This is a genomic window from Caldithrix abyssi DSM 13497, assembly GCF_001886815.1.
GTDB classification, from domain to species: Bacteria; Calditrichota; Calditrichia; order Calditrichales; family Calditrichaceae; genus Caldithrix; species Caldithrix abyssi.
The window spans coordinates 905,300-929,705 of record NZ_CP018099.1; the positions used below are offsets into that span (position 1 = coordinate 905,300).

General features: G+C 49.1%; 21 protein-coding genes. 17 read left to right on the forward strand and 4 right to left on the reverse strand.

Annotated features, from left to right (window positions below; genetic code table 11):
• Window position 1 precedes the first annotated feature (1 nt).
• From Cabys_RS03615 to Cabys_RS03650, 8 genes are read left to right on the forward strand one after another with little or no spacing between them, the layout of a single operon-like run.
• Window positions 2-355: a sodium:proton antiporter gene (locus tag Cabys_RS03615; protein ID WP_006928795.1), complete on the forward strand. Its 354-nt coding sequence runs from the start codon at window positions 2-4 to the stop codon at window positions 353-355.
• Window positions 349-3,489, forward strand: coding sequence for a proton-conducting transporter transmembrane domain-containing protein (locus Cabys_RS03620; RefSeq protein WP_006928796.1), 3,141 nt, complete (start codon window positions 349-351; stop codon window positions 3,487-3,489). The genes Cabys_RS03615 and Cabys_RS03620 overlap by 7 nt, the downstream gene beginning before the upstream one ends.
• A complete protein-coding gene (locus tag Cabys_RS03625; RefSeq protein WP_217183918.1) occupies window positions 3,486-4,400 on the forward strand; it encodes a respiratory chain complex I subunit 1 family protein in 915 nt (304 codons plus the stop codon). Before Cabys_RS03620 ends, Cabys_RS03625 begins: the two co-directional genes overlap by 4 nt.
• A gap of 22 nt (window positions 4,401-4,422) precedes the next feature.
• Window positions 4,423-5,043, forward strand: a complete 621-nt coding sequence (gene nuoB, locus Cabys_RS03630) for an NADH-quinone oxidoreductase subunit NuoB (protein ID WP_006928798.1) — start codon at window positions 4,423-4,425, stop codon at window positions 5,041-5,043.
• Between the two features lie 6 nt (window positions 5,044-5,049).
• Window positions 5,050-5,643 carry an NADH-quinone oxidoreductase subunit C gene (locus tag Cabys_RS03635; protein ID WP_006928799.1) on the forward strand — a complete coding sequence of 198 codons (594 nt, stop codon included), beginning with the start codon at window positions 5,050-5,052 and terminating at the stop codon, window positions 5,641-5,643.
• Complete coding sequence (locus tag Cabys_RS03640; protein WP_218921396.1) at window positions 5,603-6,808, forward strand: NADH-quinone oxidoreductase subunit D; 1,206 nt, start codon at window positions 5,603-5,605, stop codon at window positions 6,806-6,808. The genes Cabys_RS03635 and Cabys_RS03640 overlap by 41 nt, the downstream gene beginning before the upstream one ends.
• A 32-nt stretch (window positions 6,809-6,840) precedes the next feature.
• Window positions 6,841-8,631 carry an FAD-dependent oxidoreductase gene (locus Cabys_RS03645; RefSeq protein ID WP_006928801.1) on the forward strand — a complete coding sequence of 597 codons (1,791 nt, stop codon included), beginning with the start codon at window positions 6,841-6,843 and terminating at the stop codon, window positions 8,629-8,631.
• 17 nt (window positions 8,632-8,648) lie between these two features.
• Window positions 8,649-9,122: a ferritin family protein gene (locus Cabys_RS03650; RefSeq protein WP_006928802.1), complete on the forward strand. Its 474-nt coding sequence runs from the start codon at window positions 8,649-8,651 to the stop codon at window positions 9,120-9,122.
• Here the strand turns inward: Cabys_RS03650 and Cabys_RS03655 are convergent.
• From Cabys_RS03655 to Cabys_RS03665, 3 genes are all read right to left on the reverse strand, one after another.
• A complete protein-coding gene (locus Cabys_RS03655; protein WP_006928803.1) occupies window positions 9,119-11,365 on the reverse strand; it encodes a response regulator in 2,247 nt (748 codons plus the stop codon). The genes Cabys_RS03650 and Cabys_RS03655 overlap by 4 nt on opposite strands.
• Before the next feature lie 179 nt (window positions 11,366-11,544).
• Complete coding sequence (gpmI, locus tag Cabys_RS03660) at window positions 11,545-13,095, reverse strand: 2,3-bisphosphoglycerate-independent phosphoglycerate mutase (RefSeq protein ID WP_006928804.1); 1,551 nt, start codon at window positions 13,093-13,095, stop codon at window positions 11,545-11,547.
• Window positions 13,096-13,527: 432 nt separating this feature from the next.
• On the reverse strand, window positions 13,528-14,073 hold the full coding sequence (locus tag Cabys_RS03665) for a flavoprotein (protein WP_006928805.1): 546 nt from the start codon (window positions 14,071-14,073) through the stop codon (window positions 13,528-13,530).
• Window positions 14,074-14,323: 250 nt separating this feature from the next.
• On the opposite strand from Cabys_RS03665, the gene Cabys_RS03670 reads away from it, so the two are divergent.
• The 9 genes from Cabys_RS03670 to gltA all read left to right on the forward strand — a co-directional run bounded on the left by Cabys_RS03670 (window position 14,324) and on the right by gltA (window position 24,007).
• The gene (locus Cabys_RS03670; protein ID WP_006928806.1) at window positions 14,324-15,184 is read left to right on the forward strand and encodes an NAD(P)-dependent oxidoreductase; all 861 of its coding nucleotides are present in this window, start codon (window positions 14,324-14,326) and stop codon (window positions 15,182-15,184) included.
• Between the two features lie 24 nt (window positions 15,185-15,208).
• A complete protein-coding gene (locus Cabys_RS03675; protein ID WP_006928807.1) occupies window positions 15,209-15,679 on the forward strand; it encodes a ferritin-like domain-containing protein in 471 nt (156 codons plus the stop codon).
• Window positions 15,680-15,903: 224 nt separating this feature from the next.
• On the forward strand, window positions 15,904-17,454 hold the full coding sequence (locus tag Cabys_RS03685) for an N-acetylmuramoyl-L-alanine amidase family protein (RefSeq protein ID WP_006928808.1): 1,551 nt from the start codon (window positions 15,904-15,906) through the stop codon (window positions 17,452-17,454).
• An 8-nt stretch (window positions 17,455-17,462) separates the two neighbouring features.
• A complete protein-coding gene (gene murI / locus Cabys_RS03690; protein ID WP_006928809.1) occupies window positions 17,463-18,323 on the forward strand; it encodes a glutamate racemase in 861 nt (286 codons plus the stop codon).
• Window positions 18,313-19,278, forward strand: coding sequence for a type IX secretion system protein PorQ (porQ, locus tag Cabys_RS03695; protein ID WP_006928810.1), 966 nt, complete (start codon window positions 18,313-18,315; stop codon window positions 19,276-19,278). The genes murI and porQ overlap by 11 nt, the downstream gene beginning before the upstream one ends.
• A gap of 19 nt (window positions 19,279-19,297) precedes the next feature.
• Complete coding sequence (obgE, locus tag Cabys_RS03700; protein WP_006928811.1) at window positions 19,298-20,293, forward strand: GTPase ObgE; 996 nt, start codon at window positions 19,298-19,300, stop codon at window positions 20,291-20,293.
• Window positions 20,290-21,381: a DNA-processing protein DprA gene (gene dprA, locus Cabys_RS03705; protein ID WP_006928812.1), complete on the forward strand. Its 1,092-nt coding sequence runs from the start codon at window positions 20,290-20,292 to the stop codon at window positions 21,379-21,381. Before obgE ends, dprA begins: the two co-directional genes overlap by 4 nt.
• 312 nt (window positions 21,382-21,693) lie before the next feature.
• The gene (locus Cabys_RS03710; protein ID WP_006928813.1) at window positions 21,694-22,560 is read left to right on the forward strand and encodes a sulfide/dihydroorotate dehydrogenase-like FAD/NAD-binding protein; all 867 of its coding nucleotides are present in this window, start codon (window positions 21,694-21,696) and stop codon (window positions 22,558-22,560) included.
• Window positions 22,561-22,579: 19 nt separating this feature from the next.
• Entirely contained in the window at window positions 22,580-24,007 is a 1,428-nt protein-coding gene (gene gltA / locus Cabys_RS03715) for an NADPH-dependent glutamate synthase (protein ID WP_006928814.1), read from the forward strand.
• Window positions 24,008-24,015: 8 nt separating this feature from the next.
• Here gltA and Cabys_RS03720 read toward each other — a convergent pair whose 3' ends face one another.
• On the reverse strand, window positions 24,016-24,261 hold the full coding sequence (locus Cabys_RS03720) for a hypothetical protein (RefSeq protein WP_006928815.1): 246 nt from the start codon (window positions 24,259-24,261) through the stop codon (window positions 24,016-24,018).
• Between the last annotated feature and the right edge of the window lie 145 nt (window positions 24,262-24,406).

Here is a 24,406-nt window from a genome sequence, read left to right on the forward strand (position 1 = left end):
GATGACAATTGTACTGGGAATTGGATTTTTATTGATGTTGATCGGCTTCTGGGGCCTGTTAACGCGCCGGAACATGATCAAAATGGTATTAAGCATTGCCATTGCCGAAAGCGGTTTGCAACTGGCGATGATTGCCATCGGCTACATTAATGGTCGTACCGCGCCCATCTTAAATTCCGAAACGCTTAAATTACATGGCGCGCTAAAAGTGGTTGATCCGGTTCCGCAGGCGCTGGTTCTAACGGCCATTGTGATCGGCGTGGCGGTGAATGCTTTGATGCTTACTTTTGTGATTCGTCTTTATCAACAGAAAAAATCATTGGACATTAGCGACTACAGGGATATGAAATGGTAGCACCTATTTATATGATTGCGATTGCTCTGGGCGTGGCGTTTTTACTGCCTGTTCTGGAACGAGCAGGAAAAGCTTTTATAAATTTCATCTTTCTTGCGGCTCTGGCCAGCCTGGTGTTTATCTCCGGGCAGTGGTTGTGGGGCCTGGGCTGGCAGGGCATGGAAGGCGTGCAGATTTTTACGGCCGGGGTTAAGCCGCCGCTTTCCATTAATCTGCAAATGGGCTTAAAAGAAGCCGTCTTTTTGAGCGGCATAAATTTTCTGGCGCTTATCGGCGGCATCTATCTGCTGCGCCATTTGAATCAGATTGGCATCCGCGCCCTGGCGCTGTTTTTACTGGTTGTCCTGGGCATGAATGGTCTGGTTATGACGCGCGATATCTTTAACCTGTTTGTCTTTATCGAAATCACCTCCATTGCCAGCTACGCTTTGATTGGTATGGACTTAAATCTGAAGGCCCTGATCGCCGGGTTTAAGTACATGGTGGCCGGCAGCATTGCTTCTATCTTTTTGCTGTTAGGCATCATTCTTTTGTACCGCTTTACGGGCACGTTAAATATTGATGATCTGGCGAGCATGTCGCTGGCCGCCTCGCCGGTCTATTTGATCATGGGCGGGCTTTTTGTGCTGCTTTTATCGTTTATTATTGAAATGAAGCAATTCCCGGCCAACGGCTGGGCGTTAGATGTGTACCAGGCCGCCCATCCCGGTATTGCGGCCATCATTTCTGCCGGAACATCGGGCGCCGTGTTCTTCGCCTTCTACAAAATTATGCCCCTGCTGCCCGTGGGCTGGATTAAGGTGACCGCCGGCCTGGGGCTGGCAACCTTTTTCTTTTCCAACTGGATGGGCTTAAAGCAAACTGTCACCACGCGCATGTTAGGCTACTCATCGGTCGGGCAAATGGGCCTGCTGCTGATGGTTTTGAGTTTAAGTCAGGTATTTGACCCTGCTTTACATGTTTTTGGAGTGATCATCGTCGCCCTCTTTTTCAACCACTTTCTGGCCAAGGCCGGTTTGTACTGGCTTGCGGGTCTGGTTAACAGAGATTCTATTGAAGACTGGCGCGTGTTAAGCGGTCGGCCGGCCCTGCAGTTTTTATTTGGATTTTTTGTGCTGGCCCTGCTGAGCTTCCCGCCGTTTGCCGGATTCTGGGGCAAATGGTCGTTGATTATGGCCATGGCCGAACACAAAATGTTCTGGTGGATTGCTATTTTGCTGATCGGCTCTATGTTCGAAGCGGTTTATCTGCTGCGCTGGTTCGGCAAAGCTTTTGCGCCAAACGATCTTGCAGTGGAGTGGAAGGCAGGCCGGCTCGAACAACATGCGGCTTTATGGACGTTTGTCGTCGCCTCACTGGTTTTTAGCTACGGCGTTGCCAGCCATTATCTGCCGCACAACGCCATACTGTTTCTGCCGTTATCAGGCGCTATGGCGTTCCTTTTACTGGAATGGCTTCCGGCTCGCGTTAAGGGGACGTTAGCCATCTTAGCCGTCCTTTTTTACGCCTACCGCATTTTGCCTATGTTAAACGGTTTGGGCCTGTATTTCAACATCATCTTTTTAATCGGCGGCGCTGTCCTGCTAATTGCCGCCCTGAATCGCCAGGAAAAATCGTACGGTTTTTTTCCGCTGGTGCTGTTAATGCTGGGTTCGCTTTCCAACCTGATTTTGGCCGATACGCGCTTGCAGTTCTTTTTTGCCTGGGAGTTGATGACCGCTGCCTCTTACCTGCTCATTCTACGCGGACGCAAAGCGCAAGGCCCGGCGCTAGCTTATGTGCTATTCAGCCTGGGCGGCGCGTACGTCATGTTAGGCGCTTTTGCCCTGGCCCACTTTGTGTTTCCGTTAAATCCCGCACTCAAAGCGCTTGGCGCAGTCAATCCCTATTCAGCCGCCATTTACCTGTTAATGAGCGTCGGCTTTTTGATCAAAATTGCGGCCGTTGGTCTGCACATCTGGGCGCCCGGCGTGTACGCTGAAGCGGAAGACGATGTAACGCCGCTCATTTCCGGCATACTTTCCAAAGCGGGCATCTTTGGTTTTGCGGCGCTTTTTGCCACCATGGGCGCGCCGCACATTGCGTCCGTTGGATTAAACGTCATCTTGGGCTGGATCGGCGTGTTAACCGCCTTTTTTGCCACGCTGTTTGCCGTGTTTCAGGAAGACGCTAAAAAGCTGCTGGCTTACTCCAGCGTGGGGCAGGTGGGCTACATTCTGCTCGCCCTGGCCGCTATGAGTCATTTAGGCTGGGCGGCCGCTTTGTGGCACACTTTAAACCACCTGCTGTTTAAGGGGCTGCTCTTTTTGGCCATCGCCGGCGTTATTTACCGCACCGGCACGCGCGACATGTACAAAATGGGCGGATTGATTAAACAAATGCCGTTGTCGTTCGTCTCTGTTTTGATCGGCATTATTGCTCTGAGCGGCGTGCCGCCTTTAACCGGCTTTGGGGGCAAATGGCTGCTTTACGAGGCCCTAATTGAAAAGGGCTGGTACCTGCAAACCGGCCTGGCCTTTTTTGCCAGCACCATCGCCTTTTTGTACTGCTATCGATTAATCCATTCCATCTTTTTAGGCATGCCCAAGCCCGATCAATTAAAAGTCAAAGAAGCCCCCGTCTGGTTTTTGATTCCGCAGTTCATCTTAATCATGGTCATTATGATCTTTTCAGCCCATCCGGCATTGTTGTTAAAGCCGATCTCAACCATGATCGATCCGCTGTTCGCCACAACTTTGCAGTGGAGCAACCTGACGGTGTACAGTTCGCTGGGCTACTGGAATGGAACCATTACCATGATTATGGTGGGCGTGATTTTTGTTCTGCTTTTAGTGTATCTGTTCATAATCAACCCACGTCCGCAAAAGGTAAAGCCTTTTAACATTGTGTTTGCCGCGGAAAAACCGGAAATGCCGGAAACCACGCACTACGCGTATCAATTTTTTACGCCCTATCAAAGAGCCATGGCGCCCATTTTAAAGCCGCTGGTCAGGCGTTTTTGGGCGGCGGTTGGCGAATGGAGTCATAGCCTGGCCGCGGGCTTGCGTTTAATGTACACCGGCAACGCGCAAACATACGCCCTGTTTATTTTTGTTCTTGGTTTGGCGCTTTATTTGATGATGGGAGTTAAATGATGGAAGCGATTTGGACGAAGATCGGCTACGCACTGGCATCGCTCTTTTTGATTTTTAATTACGGTTTGCTGTTGATCGGCGTTACGATGAAGATCATTGCCCGCGTTCACGGGCGCATCGGCCCGCCCATCTGGCAGCCTTATGTGGATATTTTAAAAAGTTTTTCCATGCGCACGGCCGTTTCGCACGGCATCATGTTCTATTTAGGGCCCGTCTTTCGCCTGGCGGGCGGCATCGGATTGTATTTGCTGATTCCGGCGGTTTACGGATCAACCTGGCTGCAAAATTTCAGTTTTAGCGGCGATCTGCTGCTGGTCATGTACTTCATCTTCTTTGGCATGCTGGGCATGGCTCTGGGCGCGGGAGAGGGCGGCCATCCCTTTTCGGCCATGGGCATCATGCGCGGCCTTTCGCAGGTGACGGCCTCTGAGGTGCCGTTTGCCCTGGCGGTGATTGCTCTTGCCGCTCAGCATCAAACCCTTTCCATTACGGAAATCGTTGCCGCCCAGCAGGGAGGCATCGCCCACTGGAACATGGTCACCAATCCCATTGCCACCGCGGCCGGCATGCTGGCCTATCTGGGAATGATGATGCACGCTCCGTTTAACGTGCACATGGCTCCGCAGGAAATCCCCGTTGGTCCGCCTACCGAATACAACAGCAGCTTTCTGGTGTTGCTGCAATCCAACCGCTCTGTTTTTGCCGCGGCCAAATTGATCTTATTTATGAATTTGTTCTTTGGCGGTGCGACATCCATTGTGGAAATGGTGATCAAAACCTTTTTGATCTTCCAGTTTTGCGTGGTGGTGGGCGTGGTGTTCCCGCGTTTTAAGGTGGAGCAGTCGGTACGCTGGCTGCTTAAGGCGCCAACCTTAATCGGTGTGCTGGCTGTTTTAATTTACAGTTTTTAGCTAACAAAATCAGGATAGAACCATGGACGATAAAGAACTTAAGCAGATAATGGAAGAGGGCTTTAACGCGCAGGACTATTTTTGCGACGCGCGGCCCAGAGTGGTGACGCCGGTGGCCAACAAAATAGTGCGCAAATTTTACAACTGGGCGCAGGCCAATTCATTGTGGATTTTAGCCTTTGGGACGGGCTGCGGTTCCATCGAGCTGCCGCCTTTGTACACGGCGCGCTACGACGTTTCGCGCTACGGCATTTTCCCTCGCCCCACGCCGCGGCAGGCCGGCGTATTCATCATTAGCGGCTACCTTTCGGTAAAAACGCTCAAACGCGTCATCCGCAGTTACGAACAGATGCAAAACCCCAAATTTGTACTGGGCCTGGGAAGCTGCACGGTAAACGGCGGCATGTATTTTGACAGTTACAACACCATCAATCGTCTGGATTATTATCTGCCGGTCGATGTTTACATCGCTGGCTGCATGCCCCGGCCAGAAGCGCTGATCGCCGGTTTTAATGAACTAAAAAAGATGATTAAACAAGGAAAGGCCGAAGGGGCCAATCAATACGCGGAAAATTTCGACTGGTATAAAGCCAATCAGAAAAAAATAATTAAGGACTGGGATTTACCGGAATACAATTGGTAGGTGGCTATGGAAGAAATTCTTAATCGATTGGATCAAAAATTTTATGTGCAGGCGCGCGATGTGCAGCGCCGCAATCTGGCTTTTATTACGCTCAACAAAAATGTGGCGGTGCAGGCCATTACGTACCTGAGGGATGTGGAAGGCTTTCGCCATCTGGTGCTCATTTCGGCCGTGGACTACATCGAACGCAACCTGTTTCAGTTAACGTACATTTTACACAACTACCGTTTGCACAGCGACATTGCCGTTCGCGTAGAGATTGATCGTCAAAATCCGCAAATGGAGAGCATCCATCATCTGTGGGCGGCGGCTCAGGTTTACCAGCGGGAGTTGAAAGAGATGTTTGGCATCGACTTTCCCGGCAGCCCACGTGTGGATGAGTCGATGATTCTGGAAGGCTGGGACAACATCCCGCCCATGCGCAAGGAATTTGACACCAAAAAATATTCGGAAGAGACCTATTTTCCTCGCGAAGGAAGGGCGTCCTGCGATCCTGTAAAAATTATGGAAAAGAAACTTTACCGTGTAGAGGCTGAGGTTAAATATGAAATCAAAAGAATTGTCCGCGACAATCGAGATAAACAAGCAAGCGGCGAATAAAACGCCGATCAGTCCATGGGAACCATTCTGGGCTGAGCAAAAACAATTCGATTTAAAGTCCGGCAAATATTTAAAGATATGGCATGGGCCGCAGCATCCTGGTGTAACGGGCAACATGGCCCTGGAACTGACGCTGCAGGGCGACGTGGTGGTGGAGTGTAAAACGCATGTTGGCTATTTGCACCGCGGCTTCGAAAAGCTGATGGAACGCCGCAAATTCATACAGTGTTTTCCCATCGTTTGCCGCATTTGTGTGCCCGAACCGGATTACAACGAATACCTGTTCGCCGCTGCCGTGGAAGAGCTGGCCGGCATTCAGGTGCCGGAGCGCGGGCAGTGGATTCGCGCCCTGGTGCTGGAGATGATCCGTCTGGCTTCGTTAACCATGGGTCTGGGCGGTCAGGCTGGCGCCTTTGGATTGAGTCCCATCGGACAATGGGGCGTGGCCCATCGCGACTTTATTCTCGATCTGTTCGAAGAACTGACCGGCGGCCGCATTTACCACATGTACATTGTGCCGGGCGGCGTGCGTCAGGATTTTCCGGACGACGGATTTCCCGGCCGCGTTGAAGAGGTGCTGCAAAAACTGGAAAAGTTGATACTGGACATCGAAAGGGTGATGTTTAACAACGCAGTTTTTAAATCCCGCGCCCGCGGCCTGGGTAAAATTCCTGCCGATTGGATCGAACCTTTTGGCATCACGGGCACCACGGCGCGCGCCGCCGGCGTTGCCATCGACGTGCGTAAAGACAACCCTTATCTGATTTACGATCAACTGGACTTCGAAATCATTCTGGGAACGGAATCGGATGTTTACGAACGCACCCTGTTGCGTAAAGAGGAAATTTTGAATTCCATCAACTTAATCCGCCAGATTTTGAAAAAAATGCCCCGAACAGGCCCGGTGCGCGTCAAGCTGCCCAATGTGCTGCACTGGAAGGTTCCGGCCGGCGAGACTTACGTGCGCGCCGAAACGGGGCGCGGCGAGATGGGTTATTATCTGGTCAGCGACGGCAGCGAGTATCCCCGGCGCGTTCATGTGCGCGGCGCCAGTTACACACACGCCATGGCCCTGTTAGAACAGCTGGCCGTGGGGCTTAGCATCGCCGATGTGGCCGGATTGATGGTTTCGCTGCAAACCTGTCCTCCGGAAATCGAACGTTAAACGCAGAATTCGAAGTAAATGAGGAATAAAAAATGAGTCTTAAAGATGTACTTTCGCCATTTTCGGCCTGGAAGCGCACGTTAGAAAAACCATTTACCATAAAAAAACCGATCACCGAACGAGAAGGCGCGGAGCGCTACCGCGGCTTTCATGTCAACGATATAGAAAAGTGCATCGGCTGCGGCACCTGCGAAGAGATTTGCCAGAACGAAGCTATTGACATGGTGGAAGCCACGCCTATTACGGCCAAAAAAGGCGACAGCGGATTGCGTCCGCAAATCGACTACGGCCGCTGCTGCTGGTGCGCGCTTTGCGTGGATGTGTGTCCAACCGGGTCGCTGGGCATGTCCAATGACTACATCTGGGTTACGCCCAATGCGGACGAATGGGTCTTTAAGCCGGGCATTGATGAAAAAAAATGGAATGACGATCAGAAAGGCTATCGACGAACCGAGGAAGCCTGGCTGCTGGACCCCGAGCAGGAGCCCATGCCCGTGTTGGAACCGGAAATCCGCAAAGATACCTTTGAAGAAATGGCCAAAGGCTACCCGGTGACCATGGCTCTGGAAGAGGCCAGCCGCTGTCTGGAATGCGGCATTTGCATCGAAGCCTGTCCCACGCACATGGACATTCCGGAGTACATCCGCGCCATTCGCGAAAACCGTCTGGAAGATGGATTGAAGATTTTGTACGATACCAATCCCTTTTCCGAATCGTGCGGCCGCGTTTGTACGGCGCGCTGCCAGGATGTGTGCGCCCTGGGGCACAACGGCAAGCCCATCGCCATTCGCTGGTTAAAACGCTACATAACCGATAATACCCACGAAAAGCGAAATGAGATTTTAGGCATCGGTCAAAATTTACCGCAAAATGAGCAAAAAATTGCCATCATCGGCGGCGGCCCTTCCGGACTGACGGCCGCTTTTTACCTGCGCAATTACGGCTATCAGGTAACGGTTTATGAAAAACACGATCAATTAGGCGGCATGCTGCGTTACGGCATCCCTGAATATCGTCTGCCCAAAGCGGTGCTGGATCGCGAAATCAAGACCATTCTGGACACCGGCGTTACAGTAATCTACAATACGGAAATCGGTAAAGATGTTAGCCTGAAGGACATTCAGGAAACGTTTGACGCCGTGTTCATCTCCGTTGGCGCGCAAAAGGGCACGGAAATGCCCATCGAGGGGATGGACACGCCGGGCGTGTTGATTGGCGTCGATTTTCTGGACCGTATTGCCGAAGGCGAACGACCGGACCTGGGCCAAAAAGTGGTGGTGGTGGGCGGCGGCAACACGGCCATGGATGTGTGCCGTTCTGCGGTGCGCCTGGGCGCCAAAGAGGTGCAGGTGATCTACCGCCGTACAGAGCAGGAGATGCCCGCTAACGACGAGGAGATCGAAGAGGCCAAAGAAGAAGGCGTGCGGTTCGAATTTTTAACTACGCCGGTTAAAATTAGTAAAAAAGGCGATAAGCTGGAGATCGAATGTCTGCGCATGAAATTGGGCGAGCCGGATGCCTCTGGCAGGCGTCGGCCGGTTCCCATTGAGGGCTCGAACTTTACCATTCTGACCGATACCTGTGTGATGGCCATCGGGCAAAAGGTGGACAGCGAAATGGCCGCACAGGCGGACGTTAAGACCACGCGCTGGGGAACGTTCGACATCGATCCCACCACCTTACAAACCAACGTGAAAAATGTCTTTGCCGGAGGCGACTGCGGTTTTGGGCCGGATGATGCCATCAGAGCCATCGCCGACGGGAAAAAAGCCGCCTACTTCATTAACAAATATCTGACCAAAAAAGGGCCGCTGGTGGAATAAAAAGTAAGGGAATGCAGATGTCTGTTCAAGAGAAAAATTTAAGCTTTAACAATATCGACGAAATTTTACAATTTGCCATCGAAAAGGAAGAAGAAGCCAGAACATTCTATGAACTCTGGTCTCAAAAGGTTAAAAAGCAGTCCATTAAAGAGGTGCTGCTGGAATTTGCCGTGGAAGAGCAAAAACACAAAGAGCTGCTTTTAAACGTTAAGGCGGGGCGCGACTTTAACCAGCCGAAAAACCAAATCATCGATCTTAAATTGGGCGATTATTTTACGGAAGTGAAAGCGCACGAAAACATGACTTACGAAGCGGCGTTGCGTATCGCCATTCAAAGAGAAATTGGCGCTCATCAATTGTACCAGTACCTGGCGTCCATCGCCGAAAATCAGCAGATCAAGGAATTGTTCGACAGGCTGGCCCTGGAAGAATTAAAGCATAAGATGCGCCTGGAAAACATGTACGACGAAAACTTTTTGAGCGAGAACTAATGCTCGATGGCGCCGGCCACGCGTTCGATTTCTTTAAACAGCTCTTCTTTGCGGATGGGCTTGGAAACGTAGCCGTCCATGGCGGCGTTCAAACACATATCGATGTCTTTTTTCATGGCGTGCGCAGTCAGGGCAATAATGGGAATGTGACTTTTGCCGTTTTCCAGCTCTCTGATTTTTTGCGTGGCCTGTAAGCCGTCCATCTCTGGCATCTGAACATCCATTAAGATCAGGTCGTAATGATTTTTCTTGAGTTTTTCCAGCACTTCCAGTCCGTTTTTGGCAATATCGGCGTAGTAGCCGTTTTTTTCTAACAGACGGATGGCTAACTTCTGGTTTACCGGATTATCTTCAGCCACCAGGATGTGTAATCTGGGCAGCACTTCGCGCACTGTATATTGGGTAACCAGCGAAGGCTGCACCTCTTCTTCCTGCGGCAGCCCCAGGGTAACCTGTAGCGCCTTCAAAAAGTCGGTTAATTTTACGGGTTTGGGCAGGTAGGCGTTAATGCCGATTTGCTTGCACCGCTCGCTGTCGCCGCGCATGCCGGAAGAGGTAAGCAGAATAATGGGCACCTTTTTGTAGTTTTTTAACGCTCTGATTTGAGTGGAGAGTTCAAAGCCGTCCATCTCGGGCATCTGAGCGTCGGTGATAATGAGATCGAAGCGCTGATTGGTTTTTAAGATTTCCAGCGCCTTAAAAGCGCTTTCGGCTGTGGTAACCTGCAATTTATTTTTTTCTAAAATCTTCTGAAAATAACTGCGGTTGATCGGATTGTCGTCAATCAATAAAACATTTAATCCTTTTAGATTTTTCTGCAAAATGCGATAGGGCGTTGTTTCCCGGTGTTCGGCCTCGTGGAGTTGTGCCGTAAAGAAGAACGAGGTGCCGGGGCCGCCTTTTTTGCGGCTGGGATAGGTGGAAGGACTCTCCAGCCAGATCTTACCGTTCATCATTCTGACCAGGCGCATGCAAATGGCCAGTCCCAGACCGGTTCCGCCAAATTTGCGCGTAATGGAAGTATCGGCCTGCACAAACGACTCGAAGATTTTGTCCTGCACCTCTCTGGGAATGCCAATGCCCGTATCGTGAACGCCAAATTTAAGAATGATTTTATCATCTAAACGCTCTGCTTTCAATACTTCCAGAACCACCTGACCTTTTTCGGTGAACTTAATGGCATTGCCGAGCAAGTTGATCAAAATTTGTCGCAAGCGAATGGGATCGCCTTTAATGAAGATGGGTACGTCCGGATCGATAAAGTAGGCCAGTTCAATCTTTTTTTCGTTGCTTTTAATGGCCAGCGGTTTAATCATGTCGCCGATCATATCGTACAGGTTAAAGTCGATTTCTTCCAGATCCAGTTTGCCCGCTTCAATTTTTGAGAAATCGAGAATGTCGTTAATGATGGCCAGCAGGGCTTCGGCGGATGATTTGACGACATTCAGATAGTCTCTTTGCTCGGCCGTGAGTCGCGTTTCCAGGGCTAATTCAGTCATGCCCAGAATGCCGTTCATGGGCGTGCGAATCTCGTGGCTCATGTTGGCCAGGAATTCATCTTTAGCTTTGTTGGCCCGTTCGGTCTCTTCTTTTGCTTTTTTCAGTTCGATGTTTTTAAGGCTTAAAATGTAGTTTTGGTAAAGCCTGTTCCAGTATTCCTCATAAAACCGTCTGGCAAATAGATAGAGATAAAAGAAGAAGAACAGAATGAGCACGCCCCAGACGAAAATTTTAGCGTCGCCAAGCAATAAGCCGGTTAAAACCGAAGGCATGAGCAACAAAACAAGATAGGCGCGAGTCAGTTTAAAATTTGGGGATAAGGCAGAAATGCCGCCGGCGCCCAGACCGCTGATCGTTACCAATATGGTTAACGAAGTGGGATCAATTCCGTAATATGAAAGCGTGAAAGCGCCAAGCCATCCCCACATACTCACAATAATTAATGTTAACGCAGAGAAGACCAATCGGCAGCGATCAGGATTTAGATTGATGTTTTTTTGATAATAGAAGCCAAAAATGGTGCGGACGATGCTTAACAAAATAAGGCCAGAAATTAACGAGTAAAATAAGACTGGAAAATCTTCTGCCAAATTGGTTGTGAAATAAATTAATAAGATCAGGGCAACATACATTACCGGGCCCAACTGCGCTCGTTTGATGATTTCTAAGTCGGCTTCCTTTTGTAATTCAGGAATGTGTGAAAAAATTCGAGTTTTCAGCGAAAATGGATTAAACTTGGACATTTCAGATTCTTTCTATTCATACGTTTTTACGGCCATTTATTCATGATTATCGGAGTTTTTGAGGCGAACAATAGAAAAAAAATCGATAATTGGTGTGCACAAAAAAAAGGCCGATTTTTTAATCGGCCAGTGTATTTTTTGCTTAAAAAAGAGAAGAATTTAAACGCCAATCAAAGAGATTACTTAATCAGCACATCGGCCGTCATTTCATCGGGAATGGGAAGTCCGAGTAATTTTAAAACCGTGGGCGCGATGTCGGCCAGTTTTCCGGTCTCTTTAAGTTGTACGCCGGGAGCGTCTTTGGCCACGTAAATGAATTCAACCGGAAAGGTGGTGTGGCTGGTTTTAACCATGCCCGTTTCGTAATCGATCATCTGTTCGCTGTTGCCATGGTCGGCAGTGATTAAAATGCGGCCGTCCAGTTCGAGCATGCGTTTGACAATGCGCCCCACGCATTCGTCCACCACTTCGATGGCTCTTTTAGCGGCTTCGAAATCGCCGGTGTGACCCACCATGTCGCCGTTGGCGTAATTGACCAGAATAAAAGCATAGGGATTGTTTTCCAGCCGCTTTAACAGCTCTTCGGTCACGCGGTAGGCTTCCATTTCCGGGTGACTGGCGTAGGCGGCGGGATCGATTGTACTTTTGATTTCAACCTGATCTTCTCCCGGAAAAGGCGTGGTTAATTTACCGTTAAAAAAGCTGGTTACGTGTCTGAACTTTTGCGTTTCCGCAATGCGCAGTTGCTTTAAGCCGGCCTTAGAAAGTACTTCTCCTAAAATATTTTCCATATTGCCGGAAGAGGTCATGGACGCCATCAAATAGTTTTCAAATTCGTCGTAATACTGGGTAAATCCCAGATAAATTACTTTTGGCCGTTTGCTGCGCTGGCCAGGATAGGTGTCTTCAACAAAAGCCATGCTCAATTGAATGGCTCGGTCCTGCCGGTAGTTGGTGTGAAAAACGCTGTCGCCGTCGTGCACGCCATCGTAGTCGCCGATGACATAAGGCGGAATGTATTCGTCGAACATCTCCACATCATCGGGCGTTCTGTCTTTTTCGTAGGATTCTTTAACGGCTTGTTCGGCGGAGCTGGCGCGGCGTCCTTGGGCGCTAACAATGCAGTTGTAAGCCTGGTCGGTCAGCGTCCAATCGCGTGAACGATCCATTGCATAGTAGCGTCCCATCACCGTACCGATGCGGCAGCTTCCTACTTCTTGCATTACTTTGTTTAATTTGGCCAGATACTCCATGCAGCTTCGCGGGGGAGTGTCGCGTCCGTCCAGAAAAGGATGAATGACGATTTCGCCTTGCGGATATTCTTTGCGCGCCTGCCGCATGATTTTGAACAGGTGATCCATGTGGGCGTGCACGCCTTCATCCTGCAGCAAGCCAAAGAGATGCAGGCGCGACTGATTCGATTTCCAGTTGTCAATTAACGCGCGCCACTTTTCATTTTTAAAGATTGAACCGTCTTTGAAGCCGTCGTCAATCCTTTTTAACTCCTGGATTACCACGCGTCCGGCGCCCATGTTTAAGTGCCCAACCTCACTGGAGCCCTGAAAGCCAGGGGGCAAGCCGACCGCTTCGCCGGAGGTTTCGATTAAAATCCAGGGATATTTGTTTTTGTAAGCATCTATGTTTACGGTTTTTGCTGCCATCACGGCGTTTCCTTTGGGGTTTTCGTTGTAACCCCAACCATCGCGGACAATAACCATTACAGGTCTCATTGTACATTTCCTTTCAACTTTTTCACTCTTACGCTCTTAATCTTTTACACTCTTTTCCAATCTGAAGGTGGCAGTCCTTCGCCGAAGTAGCCCTCACCCCCTCGCTCCCCCGGAATAAAAGTCTGGAATAGGGGGGAGACTGGCCAGAGGGAAATCTTCCCCGAAGGATTAAAGTATTCTTACATTGACCAATTTCTATTCAACCGCTAAACACCTAAACCTCTAACCCCTTACGCTCTTTCTCCGTCCGAAGGTGGCAGGCCTTCGCCGGAGTAGCCCTCACCCCCTCGCTCTCCCGGAATAAAAGTCTGGAAGAGAGGGAAGACTGGCCAGAGGGAAGCTCTCCCCGAAGGAGTAAAGTATTTTTACATTGGCCAATTTCTATTCAACCGCTAAACTCCTACACTCCTAAACCCCTAAACAATTACCCTCTTAACCTTTTCTCTCGAATATTTTTAGAACTTGCTGAATAATCGTCTCGTCTTCGGCCAGGCCGCCGATGCCTTCGTCGCCGTCTGCCAGACGTTTGGGCACTGGTGGAATAACGGTAACATTGTAAAATTGTTTCATATTGTTAAGCTGATGGGCGGTAATCGGATTTTCCCACATGCGCGTATTCATGGCAGGAGCAAGAATAAGCGGTTTATTGCCCAGAGCGCGCACGGTAGAGGTTAACAAATTGTCGCACAATCCGTTGTAAATTTTGGCCAGGGTATTGGCGGAAAGGGGAGCGATTAAAAAAGCGTCGCACCATTTGGCCAATTCGATGTGCAGCACATGTTCTGTATTGCCCCATTCCGCCTGATCGTCGTAACATGGGTATTGGCTCATAACAGCCAGGGCCTGGGGGGCAACAAAGGCTTTTGCTTTTTCAGTAACGATGGTTTTAACATCAATGTCCTTTTTCCTCAGGGCAGAAACGAGGTTAGGGATGCGGTAAGCCGCAATAGACGAAGTAATGCCGATTAATAATTTCATAAATACTCCAGATTTCAATGTACATTGAATTGCCCCAAAGATAGAGATTTTTGTCTGTTAACGCAATAGCGGAACAGGACAATTAAATTTTATTTTGAGCTAAATATAAAGGCGTTAATGGTTGGTTAAAATATTATGAAACGCAATACAACAAGGCAGGCGACAGAGCGCCACGAATCGTTGAAATCTGATTTTGTTCAAGTCGCCAAATATTGTAAATTAGCGGTAGTTTTTTAAAGAGAGGAATGCAATGAAGATCGGTTTTATCGGCCTTGGCATTATGGGCAGCAGGATGGCTATTAATCTTATAAAAAACGGATTTTCGTTAATCGTTTTCAATCGCACGCGGGAAAAAGCGCAACCGCTGCTGGAAGCGGGCGCGGAATGGGCGGAATCGCCGGCCGAACTGGCCAAAAAGGTTGACTTATTAATCACCATGCTTTCCACGCCCGAAGCGGTAGAACAGCTGGCGCTGGGCGAAAACGGTTTTTTGAATCATCTGCCGCATGGCGGTACGTGGATGGACTGCACCACTGTCAATCCATCCTTTTCCAGAAAGATGGCCGCTCTGGCTGAGGAGCACCACATTCGTTTTGTTGACGCGCCGGTTGCCGGTTCGAAAAAACCGGCCGAAGAAGGCCAGTTGCTCTTTTTGGTCGGCGGAAAGCGGGAAGACGTTGTTTTTTGCGAGCCGCTCTTTAAAGCGATGGGGAAAAAACATCTTCACGTGGGGCCAAGCGGTCAGGGCGCCGCTTTGAAAATGTTATTCAACCTGCTATTGGGCGAGGCCATGCTGGCCTTTGCCGAGGCGCTGGCCCTGGGGGAAAAAATGGGCTTTGAACGGACGCAATTGTTGGACATTTTGCTGGATGCGCCGGTTACCGCGCCATTTGTTGCCGGCAAACGGCAAAAGATCGAATCCGGGGTGTATGACGCCGAGTTTCCCTTGCAGTGGATGCAAAAGGATTTACAATTGGCCAGTCTTACCGCTTATGAACAATCGCTGGCGTTGCCCGCTTTGAACGTGATTAAAGAGGTGTTTGCCCTGGCCAAACAACAGGGCCTGGCCGAAAAAGATTTTTCAGCAATCTTTGCTTATTTGAACAAGTAAGGCATAAATACCAGGAGACTTTTTATGAGCACTTTAAAAGATTTATTGAACGTGGCTATTAAGCAGGAACAAAACTCTCAGAAGCTGTACCGTAAAGGCATGGACATTGCCCAGGACGAAGACAGCAAGAAATTCTTCAAACGCCTTCATGATGAAGAAGTAGAACATGAAAAGATGCTGTACAATATCCGTGAAACAGAGCTTTACGATCTGGATGTGGAGATAAAAGATCCTGAGCTGCTGGAGATGGCCCGTTCATCTCATGGAAGCGATGATCTGTACCTGCCGGAAGATTTGAGTCTTCAGGATGTGCTGGAAATGGCCATGAAGCGCGAGAACACAGCGCGCCTGCGTTATGAAAAAGCCGCGGCGCTGGCCAAAGAAGACGAGGTTAAAGAATTGTTGAGCAATCTGGCCAGAGAAGAAGAGAACCACAGGCTGCATGTGGAAAAATACTACAAGATGCACAAAGGCCTTTTTGGCGAAGAAATTTAGAAAGCGCCGTTTTTTATGCTGCGGATCCGCTGCGGGGCCACGAAAAAACAGCAGAGTTTTTGAAAGCCGCTCACCTGAGTAATGCTCGGTGAGCGGCTGTTTTTAAAAGAGCCTACCAGGGAAAATAGGGGGGCATTCCGGGATTCGGAAAAATTTAAGCTTGAATTGCTTGACATCTTTCAATAATTTCAGGTAATTCAAAAAGTTAGAATTTATAGGGAATTATGTTTCGCAGAAAATTTTTAAAAAAGATCTCTTACGGCATTGGCCTTGCGCTGTTTAACCCGCTGCACTGGTTGCGTGCGCAGGAACGATCGCTATTGAAAATAGAAAAAGACGGCAGAATCATCGGGCAAATTCCCTTCCTTTTAAAACAGAGTCAATGTTACATCAAATTAACAGACTTTGCCGATCTGAACCATCTCGGTCAATTTACTAACACCAGCCGCCGAAAAACGCTTTTAATCATGGATCAGGCAAAGTTTAAATTTACGCATGATAATTCGTTTGTGGTGGTCAACGATCGTGCTTTGCAAATTTTGTACGCTCCTTTCTGGAAAGAGGGCGCCCTGTGGGTGGCAGTTGCCGAATTGGTGGAACTAATCAACGAATTTACGCAGTACCATCTGCAATTTGACGATGTTCACAAATTACTGCGTTTTACGGTGCGAAACATCAACATCACCAGCATTCAAATCGAGCACAAGTCCAACGGCACGTTAATCGCATTAAATGCCACACGTTCGTTTGCTGCGGACGACTTAAAAACCAAAATGGTGAACGGCTGGTTGTACCTGGAAATTGTCGGCGGCCGGGGAGAAGAAAAAGCCCTGTCGCGCAAGATCAACGATTCTACTGTTCGGGAAATTCGGGCGGCGCAACTGGATCAGCTTTTATCTATTGGCTTTCATCTTAAAAAGGAGCCGCAGGCTTACGAAGCGCTTTACGACGATGTGAATGGTCAGATTTTGCTGACCGTTCATGAAAAAACAATTCAGAAAGATAATCCCGAAAAGACGGATGATGCGCAAACCCAAAGTATTGATGAAGAGCTCGAGCGGCAAAAATCGGAATGGATGATTCATACCATTGTCATTGATCCCGGGCACGGCGGAAAGGATCCGGGGGCGGTTGGTTATTACAAACTCAAGGAAAAAGATATTGTGCTTTCGGTGGGCCTGTTGTTGGGCGATTACCTCAAAAAGCGTCTACCGGGAGTGAAAATACTTTACACGCGCGATAGAGATGTGTTTATCCCGCTGTGGAAACGAACCAAGTTTGCCAATGAGAATCAAGGACGATTATTCATCAGCCTGCACTGTAATTCTAGCAAAAGCAGAAGGGCCAGAGGATTTGAAACCTACTTTTTAAGCGCGGAAAAAGACGAAAAAGCGCGCGAGGTGGTGTTAACGGAAAACGAATCGATCAAATTTGAAACGGCGCACGACCAGAAGAGATACGAAGGGATAAATTTCGTCCTTGCAACATTGGCGCAAAACGCCTTTATTAAATACAGTCAGTACCTGGCTTCGGTGGTGCAGAAAATGCTGCGAAAATTTTTGCGCCCACTGGGCATGAAAGATCGCGGCGTAAAGCAGGGCCCGTTCTGGGTGATGGTTGGCGCCACCATGCCCAATATTCTGGTGGAAATGGGCTATATCTCCAATAAAAACGAAGCCAAACTTTTACGTAGAAAATCGACGCAATCGAAAATTGCGCTGGCTCTGGCCGAAGGAATAGTTAAGTTTAAAAATGATTTTGAAAGTGCATTGTGAGGAAATAGATGGAACGACCGATTGGCGTATTTGACTCCGGCGTAGGCGGATTGACGGTGGTCAAGCAGTTAAATAAAATTTTGCCTGACGAACAGTTAATTTATTTTGGCGACACGGCGCGCATCCCTTACGGAACTAAATCAAAACGTTTAATACAGCAGTTTGCCCTGGAAGACGCGCTTTTTTTGCTGCAGTTTAATATCAAGTTTTTAGTCGTGGCCTGCAACACGGCCTCTTCCAGCGCGCTTGAAATTTTGAAAGAACGATTACATATTCCGGTTGTGGGCGTTGTAGAGCCGGGCGCGCAGGCGGCGGTTGAGCGCACCAGAAATAAAAAGATCGGCGTAATCGGAACCAGCGCCACCATTGGCAGCAGTTCTTACACTAAATCCATTTTAAAACTGATGCCCGATGCACAGGTTTTGGGGCGGCCCTGCCCGCTGCTGGTGCCGCTTGTGGAAGAGGGTTGGCTGGATGGCGAGGTAACGCGCCTGACTCTGAAAAAGTATCTGGCGCCTTTGATGGAACAAAAGGTAGATACCATCATTTTAGGATGTACGCACTATCCGCTGCTGGAGCCAACCATTCAGGATATCCTGGGGCCGGATGTAAGCTTAATTGATTCCGGGAAGGAAACGGCGCGCGTGGTCAAAGAAACATTGATGTCCTTAAAGCTGGTAAACAGTGGAGGTAAGCCGGGCGCCGACCTGTACTTTGTCAGCGACAGCGCCAGGCAGTTTGCCGAAGTGGGGTCGCGCTTTTTGGGGCGGCCGCTGGAAAATGTTCAACGCATCGATTTCGACGAATTTTTGATTAAAAATTCCGATGCGCCTCTGTTAAAAAATTTTGAGGTTTTATATGATGAATAAATGGATCCGTACACTGGTTGTGGTAATGGGTTTTAGCTGGGCTTTGCAGGCCGGAAACACCGCAGGCTTCGAGTTTTTGCGCACCGATTTTTCAGCACGCAGTTCAGGCCTGGCCAGCGCCTATTTAACGATGCGGGCCGACCTGGAAGGGCTGGCTCTTAATCCTGCGGGGCTGGCCTATTTGGGCGAGCGCAAGTTTGCCTTTAATTACACCAACTATTTACTTGATATTAACGGCGGCACGGTTGCCTATTCGCAGCAGGTGCCCTATTTAAAACGCGTGGCGTTTTCCATTACCTATCTGGATTATGGACAGTTCGACGAAACCGATCGGTTTGCGGTAAGCACGGGCAACACCTTTTCGGCTAACGATATTGCTCTGGCCGTGACCCAGGCCGATCACCTGGATCAGAACTTTAGTTACGGTATTACGACCAAGTTCGCCTATTCGCGAATTGCGGATTATACCGCCTCGGCCTGGCTGTTTGACTTCGGATTGCTGTATCGGGCCACCTTTGAATCGGAGCTTTATTTTGCCGTGACTTTGCAAAATTTAGGCTGGCAGCTTAGCAGTTATTCTGCGGCGACCAATATTAAAGAGCCCATGCCCACGTCGTTAAATGTTGGCGTGAGCAAAAAACTGGCCCATCTGCCGCTCGAGGTGAGCTTTCGCTTGCAAAAGCTGAACGAATATTCCGAAAAATGGTATGACCGTTTTAAAAGATTTTCGGTTGGCGGTGAATTCCGTTTAAGCGATCACTTTCATTTTCGTCTGGGCTACAACCATGAACAGCACGAAAGTCTGCAATCCGATGTGACCACCCAGGGTAAGTTTGCCGGTCTTTCGCTGGGCGTTGGCATTTTTGTTAAAAAATTTCGGATCGATTACGCCTTTTCCAATTTTGAATTTTTGGGAACGGTGCATCGCTTCGGTATTTCTGGTAGTTTAAATTAAAGCGGATTAAAAGATTACGATGTTCATAGATTATGTAAAAATTCATGTGATTGGCGGTTATGGCGGTAGCGGCGCAACGAGCTTTCGGCGCGAAAAATTTGTGCCCAAAGGCGGGCCGGACGGCGGCGACGGCGGTCGTGGCGGAAGCGTCATTTTGCGGGGGAATAAACATTTGCGCACCTTGCAAGATTACAGCTACCACAAATTGTACAAAGCCGGCCGTGGTCAACATGGAATGGGCAGCAATAAACACGGTAGAAAAGGAAAGGACATCGTCCTGGAGGTTCCGCTGGGGACCATTGTAAAGGATGCGGAAAGCGGACAGGTGTTGGGCGATATTGTGGAAGATGGCCAGGAAATTGTTGTGGCGCGCGGCGGGCGCGGCGGCCGCGGCAATGCCCGTTTTGCCACGCCAACGCATCGCAGCCCGCGCGAGTGGGAACCCGGCGAACCGGGCGAAGACCGCTGGATCGAGCTGGAACTTAAATTAATTGCCGACATCGGACTGGTCGGTTTGCCCAATGCCGGAAAATCGACCCTGCTTTCGCGCATTTCACAGGCTCGACCCAAAATTGCCGATTATCCTTTTACAACGCTCGAGCCCAATTTGGGCATTGTGGCCTACCGCGATTACATCCATTTTGTGGTGGCCGACATTCCGGGCTTAATCGAAGGCGCGCACCAGGGAAAGGGGCTGGGTATTCAGTTTTTAAAACACATCGAACGCACTCGCGCCATCGCTTATCTGATCGACAGCGCCGATCCGGAGCCGGTTAAAACCTTTGAAACGCTTTACAATGAGCTGCAGGCCTATAGCGCATCATTAATTAAAAAACCGGCGTTAATTGTTCTGACTAAAAAGGATTTGCAAACAGACGACTTTAGTCCGCCGGATTTTGGCAATGGATTACCCGTTCTTTTTATCTCTGCCGTGCGCGGCGACCACCTCGAAGAACTAAAAGACCAGTTTTACAATCTCATTCAACAGGCCGATAAAATAGATAACATGGGATGAACGATTTTTCCTTAGAGGCTTTGTTGGGGCTTTTTTCCATCCCCACCATCGGGCCGACCAGATTGCGAAAACTTATTTCGGTGTTTGGCTCGCCGGAAGAGGTGTTAAAGGCCAGTTACCGCAGCCTGACGGGTGTGGAAGGCGTTGACCAGAAAACGGCAGAACGCATCAAACAGGGCCCCGATCATGAATTTGTGCGCACTCAGCTCAGACGAATTGAGCAATTGCAGGTGCAAATTTTAACCTATTGGGACAAAACCTATCCCGAACGCCTGAAAAAGATTTACGATCCGCCGGCCTTCCTTTTTTACAAGGGCAACGTGCAATTATTGGAGCAGGTCTCTATTGCCATTGTGGGCACGCGTACGCCAACCAGTTACGGGCGGCTGGCAACCGAACAGTTTGCCAGAGCTTTTGCCGAAAACAATTTTTGTATTATTAGCGGATTTGCCCGCGGGGTGGATAGTATCGGCCATGAAATTGCGCTTCAGTATCCGGGCTCGACCATTGCCGTGCTGGGCAACGGCATTGATGTGATTTATCCGCCGGAGAATTCGAAGCTGTTCCATGAAATGACGCAAAAGGGTTTGATTTTAACCGAATATCCCATGGGCGTTAAGCCTGAAGCCGGCAATTTTCCCAAACGCAACCGCATTATCAGCGGCCTGGCTGCTGCGGTTTTAATTACCGAGGCGGGAGAAAAAAGCGGCGCGCTGCTAACCGCCATGTACGCCAACGACCAGAATCGCGAGGTATTTGCCGTGCCTGGTTCCATATTCTCGCCTAAAAGCGCGGGATGCAACCGCCTTATTAAGCAGGGGGCAATTCCTGCCCTTTCTGCCGAAGACGTGCTGGAAGAACTGGCGCCGCAATTGCAATGGGCTTTAAAGAAATCGAAGCCGCCGGATTTTAAATTAGACGGCAATTTAAAGAAAATTTATGATCTCCTCTCTGACGAGCCGCTGCATGTCGATCAAATCGCCTTTGAAACACAACTATCTCCGGCCGAGACCCTCAGCGCGTTATTGACCCTTGAATTGATGGGCGCCATCCGCCAGATGGCCGGTAAAATGTTCATCAGACTGTAAAAACGGATTGCCTTTCGCCTTTTTGGGCAAGCAGAGGTTGTTAAGAATGAAAACAAGGCTGTGCTGTGTTGCCAGCTTAAATAAAGCTGTTTAAAATGAATGCGCAAAATAATTTTGGCGCAACACGCGTAAGCACAAAATTAAAACATTTTGCCCGCGCAGCGCCAGGAATGCCGTTTTAAGATTATTTTCAAATTATTGTTTTTCTCTCTGAAAAATAAAAAAAAATCAGTTGTTTTCAAGCGTTTTAATCGCTAAATTTGTCACTAAAAAATTTTTTTGGATTGTTTCAACAAAACAGGAATGGTGCCTATGTTCAAGATCATCGAAGCCCGATTTTTAGCGGAAAACATTAAGCTTTTTGAAATCGAAGCGCCAAGGATTGCCAAAAAGCGCAAAGCCGGGCAATTTGTTATTGTCCGTATTCACGAACATGGTGAGCGCATCCCTTTAACTATTGCGGATTCCGACGTGGAAAAGGGAACCATCACCATCATTGTACAGGGGGTTGGCAAAACGACCCGCGAATTGAATCTCAAGAAAAAAGGCGATATCATTCTGGATGTCGTCGGCCCATTGGGGCAGCCATCGCACATTGAAAATTTTGGTACCGCTGTCAGTATTGGCGGCGGAGTGGGAACGGCCATTGCCTATCCTACCGCTGTGGCGTTAAAGCAGGCCGGGAACTACGTTATTACCATTAACGGCGCACGCAACAAAGACCTGGTTATTCTGGAAGAGGAGATGAAGGCTGTAAGCGACGAAGCTTACATCACCACAGACGATGGCTCCTACGGTTACCATGGGTTTGTAACCGACAAATTGCAGGAGCTGATCGACCAGGGGAAAAAGATCGATTTTGTGCTGGCCATCGGTCCTATCCCCATGATGAAAGCGGTTGCCGATGTGACCCGTCCTTACGGCATTAAAACCGTTGTCAGTTTAAATCCGATTATGGTGGACGGTACGGGCATGTGTGGCGGCTGTCGTGTGCTCATTGACGGCAAAGCCCAATTTGCCTGTGTGGACGGGCCAGAATTTGACGCTCACAAGGTGGATTTCAAGAATCTGGCAGATCGCAACAAGATGTACCACAAATATGAGCAGGAAGCCTTAAAGCATTTTGAAGAAAAATGCAAATTAACGGAAAAAATAAACACCTTGGAACAAGCAGAATAATCAAACGACGGGAAGGGTTATGAATCAGTTAACACCAAAAGAAAGAATGAAAATACCGCGGCATTCAATGATTGAGCAGGATCCCGCGGAACGCAGCCGAAACTTTAGCGAAGTGAATTTAGGTTACACGCCAGAGCTGGCCATTGAAGAAGCGCAACGTTGTTTGCAATGCCCCAAACCAACCTGTGTGGCCGGTTGTCCGGTTAATATTCAGATTAAAGACTTTATTACCCTGATCGCCGAGGGCGATTTTATAGGCGCGGTGAAAAAGATCAAAGAAGACAATGCCTTACCGGCTATTTGCGGTCGTGTTTGTCCGCAGGAAGAACAATGCGAAGAAGCCTGCGTGGTTGGCAAACGCGGCGAACCGGTGGCCATCGGTTACCTGGAGCGTTTTGTGGCCGATTACGAGCGTGAATCGGGAAAAATCGATGTTCCTGAGGTGAAAGTTTCGAACGGTAAAAAAGTAGCCATTGTGGGCAGCGGACCGGCCGGCTTGAGTTGCGCCAAAGACCTGCGAGAAAAGGGTTATGAGGTTACCGTTTTTGAAGCTCTGCACGAGCTGGGCGGCGTGCTGGTTTACGGCATTCCGGAATTCCGCCTGCCCAAAGAGATTGTGCGGACGGAAATTGACGGCCTGAAGCGCATGGGCGTAAAATTCGAAACGGACGCCATTATTGGCCGCGTTTTTACGGTTGACGAGTTGATGGAAGAAGAAGGCTACGACGCCGTCTTTTTAGGCGTGGGCGCGGGTCTACCCTGGTTTTTGGGTATTGAGGGCGAAAATCTAAACGGCGTTTACTCGGCAAACGAGTTCTTAACGCGCGTTAATTTGATGAAAGCCTACCAGTTCCCTGAATATGATTCGCCGATTCTGGATTGCCATAATAAAAATGTGGCGGTTTTTGGCGGCGGCAATACGGCCATGGACGCCGTTCGTACATCCCTGCGACTGGGCGCAAAAAATGCCTACATCGTTTATCGCCGTTCAGAAAAAGAGATGCCGGCCCGAGTGGAAGAGATTAAACACGCCAAAGAAGAAGGCGTGCAATTCATGCTGTTGACCAATCCGGTGCGTTTGATCGGCGATGACGAGGGCTGGTTAAAGGGCATGGAACTGATCAAGATGGAGTTGGGCGAACCGGACGAGTCTGGCCGCCGTCGTCCCATTCCCATCGAAGGCTCTAATTTTACGGTGGATATTGATGTGGCAGTTATCGCCATTGGCAACGGTCCAAATCCGCTGGTAACGCAAACCACGCCGGAAATTGAGACCAGTCGTCGCGGTACTATTGTGGTGGATCCGGAAACGATGAAGACTTCCAAAAAGGGTGTTTTTGCCGGCGGCGATATCGTAACCGGCGGCGCCACCGTTATTCTGGCCATGGGCGCTGGACGCAAAGCCGCGGCTGCGATCGACCACTATCTGCAAAACGGCGCATGGTAATTTTTATTTTAGAAGCGTTTGTATTTAAAGGACAGGGCTTTTGCTCTGTCCTTTTTGGTTTTAAGGGGATTGGAATGAGGGGCCGCTGACCATTCGGCTCTTGCACTTATTTTTTCACCAACGATGTTGGGCATTTCCCGGAGTAGCCCTTTAATGAAGGATTTTTTCTGTTGTTCATTCGCGTAAACCGTTGAAACGGTTTCGTTTTCGTCCCTTTGGTAAGAATATTGTTTTTCCTGTTTCGCTATAATCATTTCGTCCCTTCGGGACTTTAAAATTGCCATTTCGGTCAAATGACGTGAGAGTTTCCTCCGCCTCCTCAAATTTCGCTTGCCTTTGGAGTGCGGTGATATTATATTTAGGTGTACGCAAGTACACTTTATAAAAAGCAGGTGCATC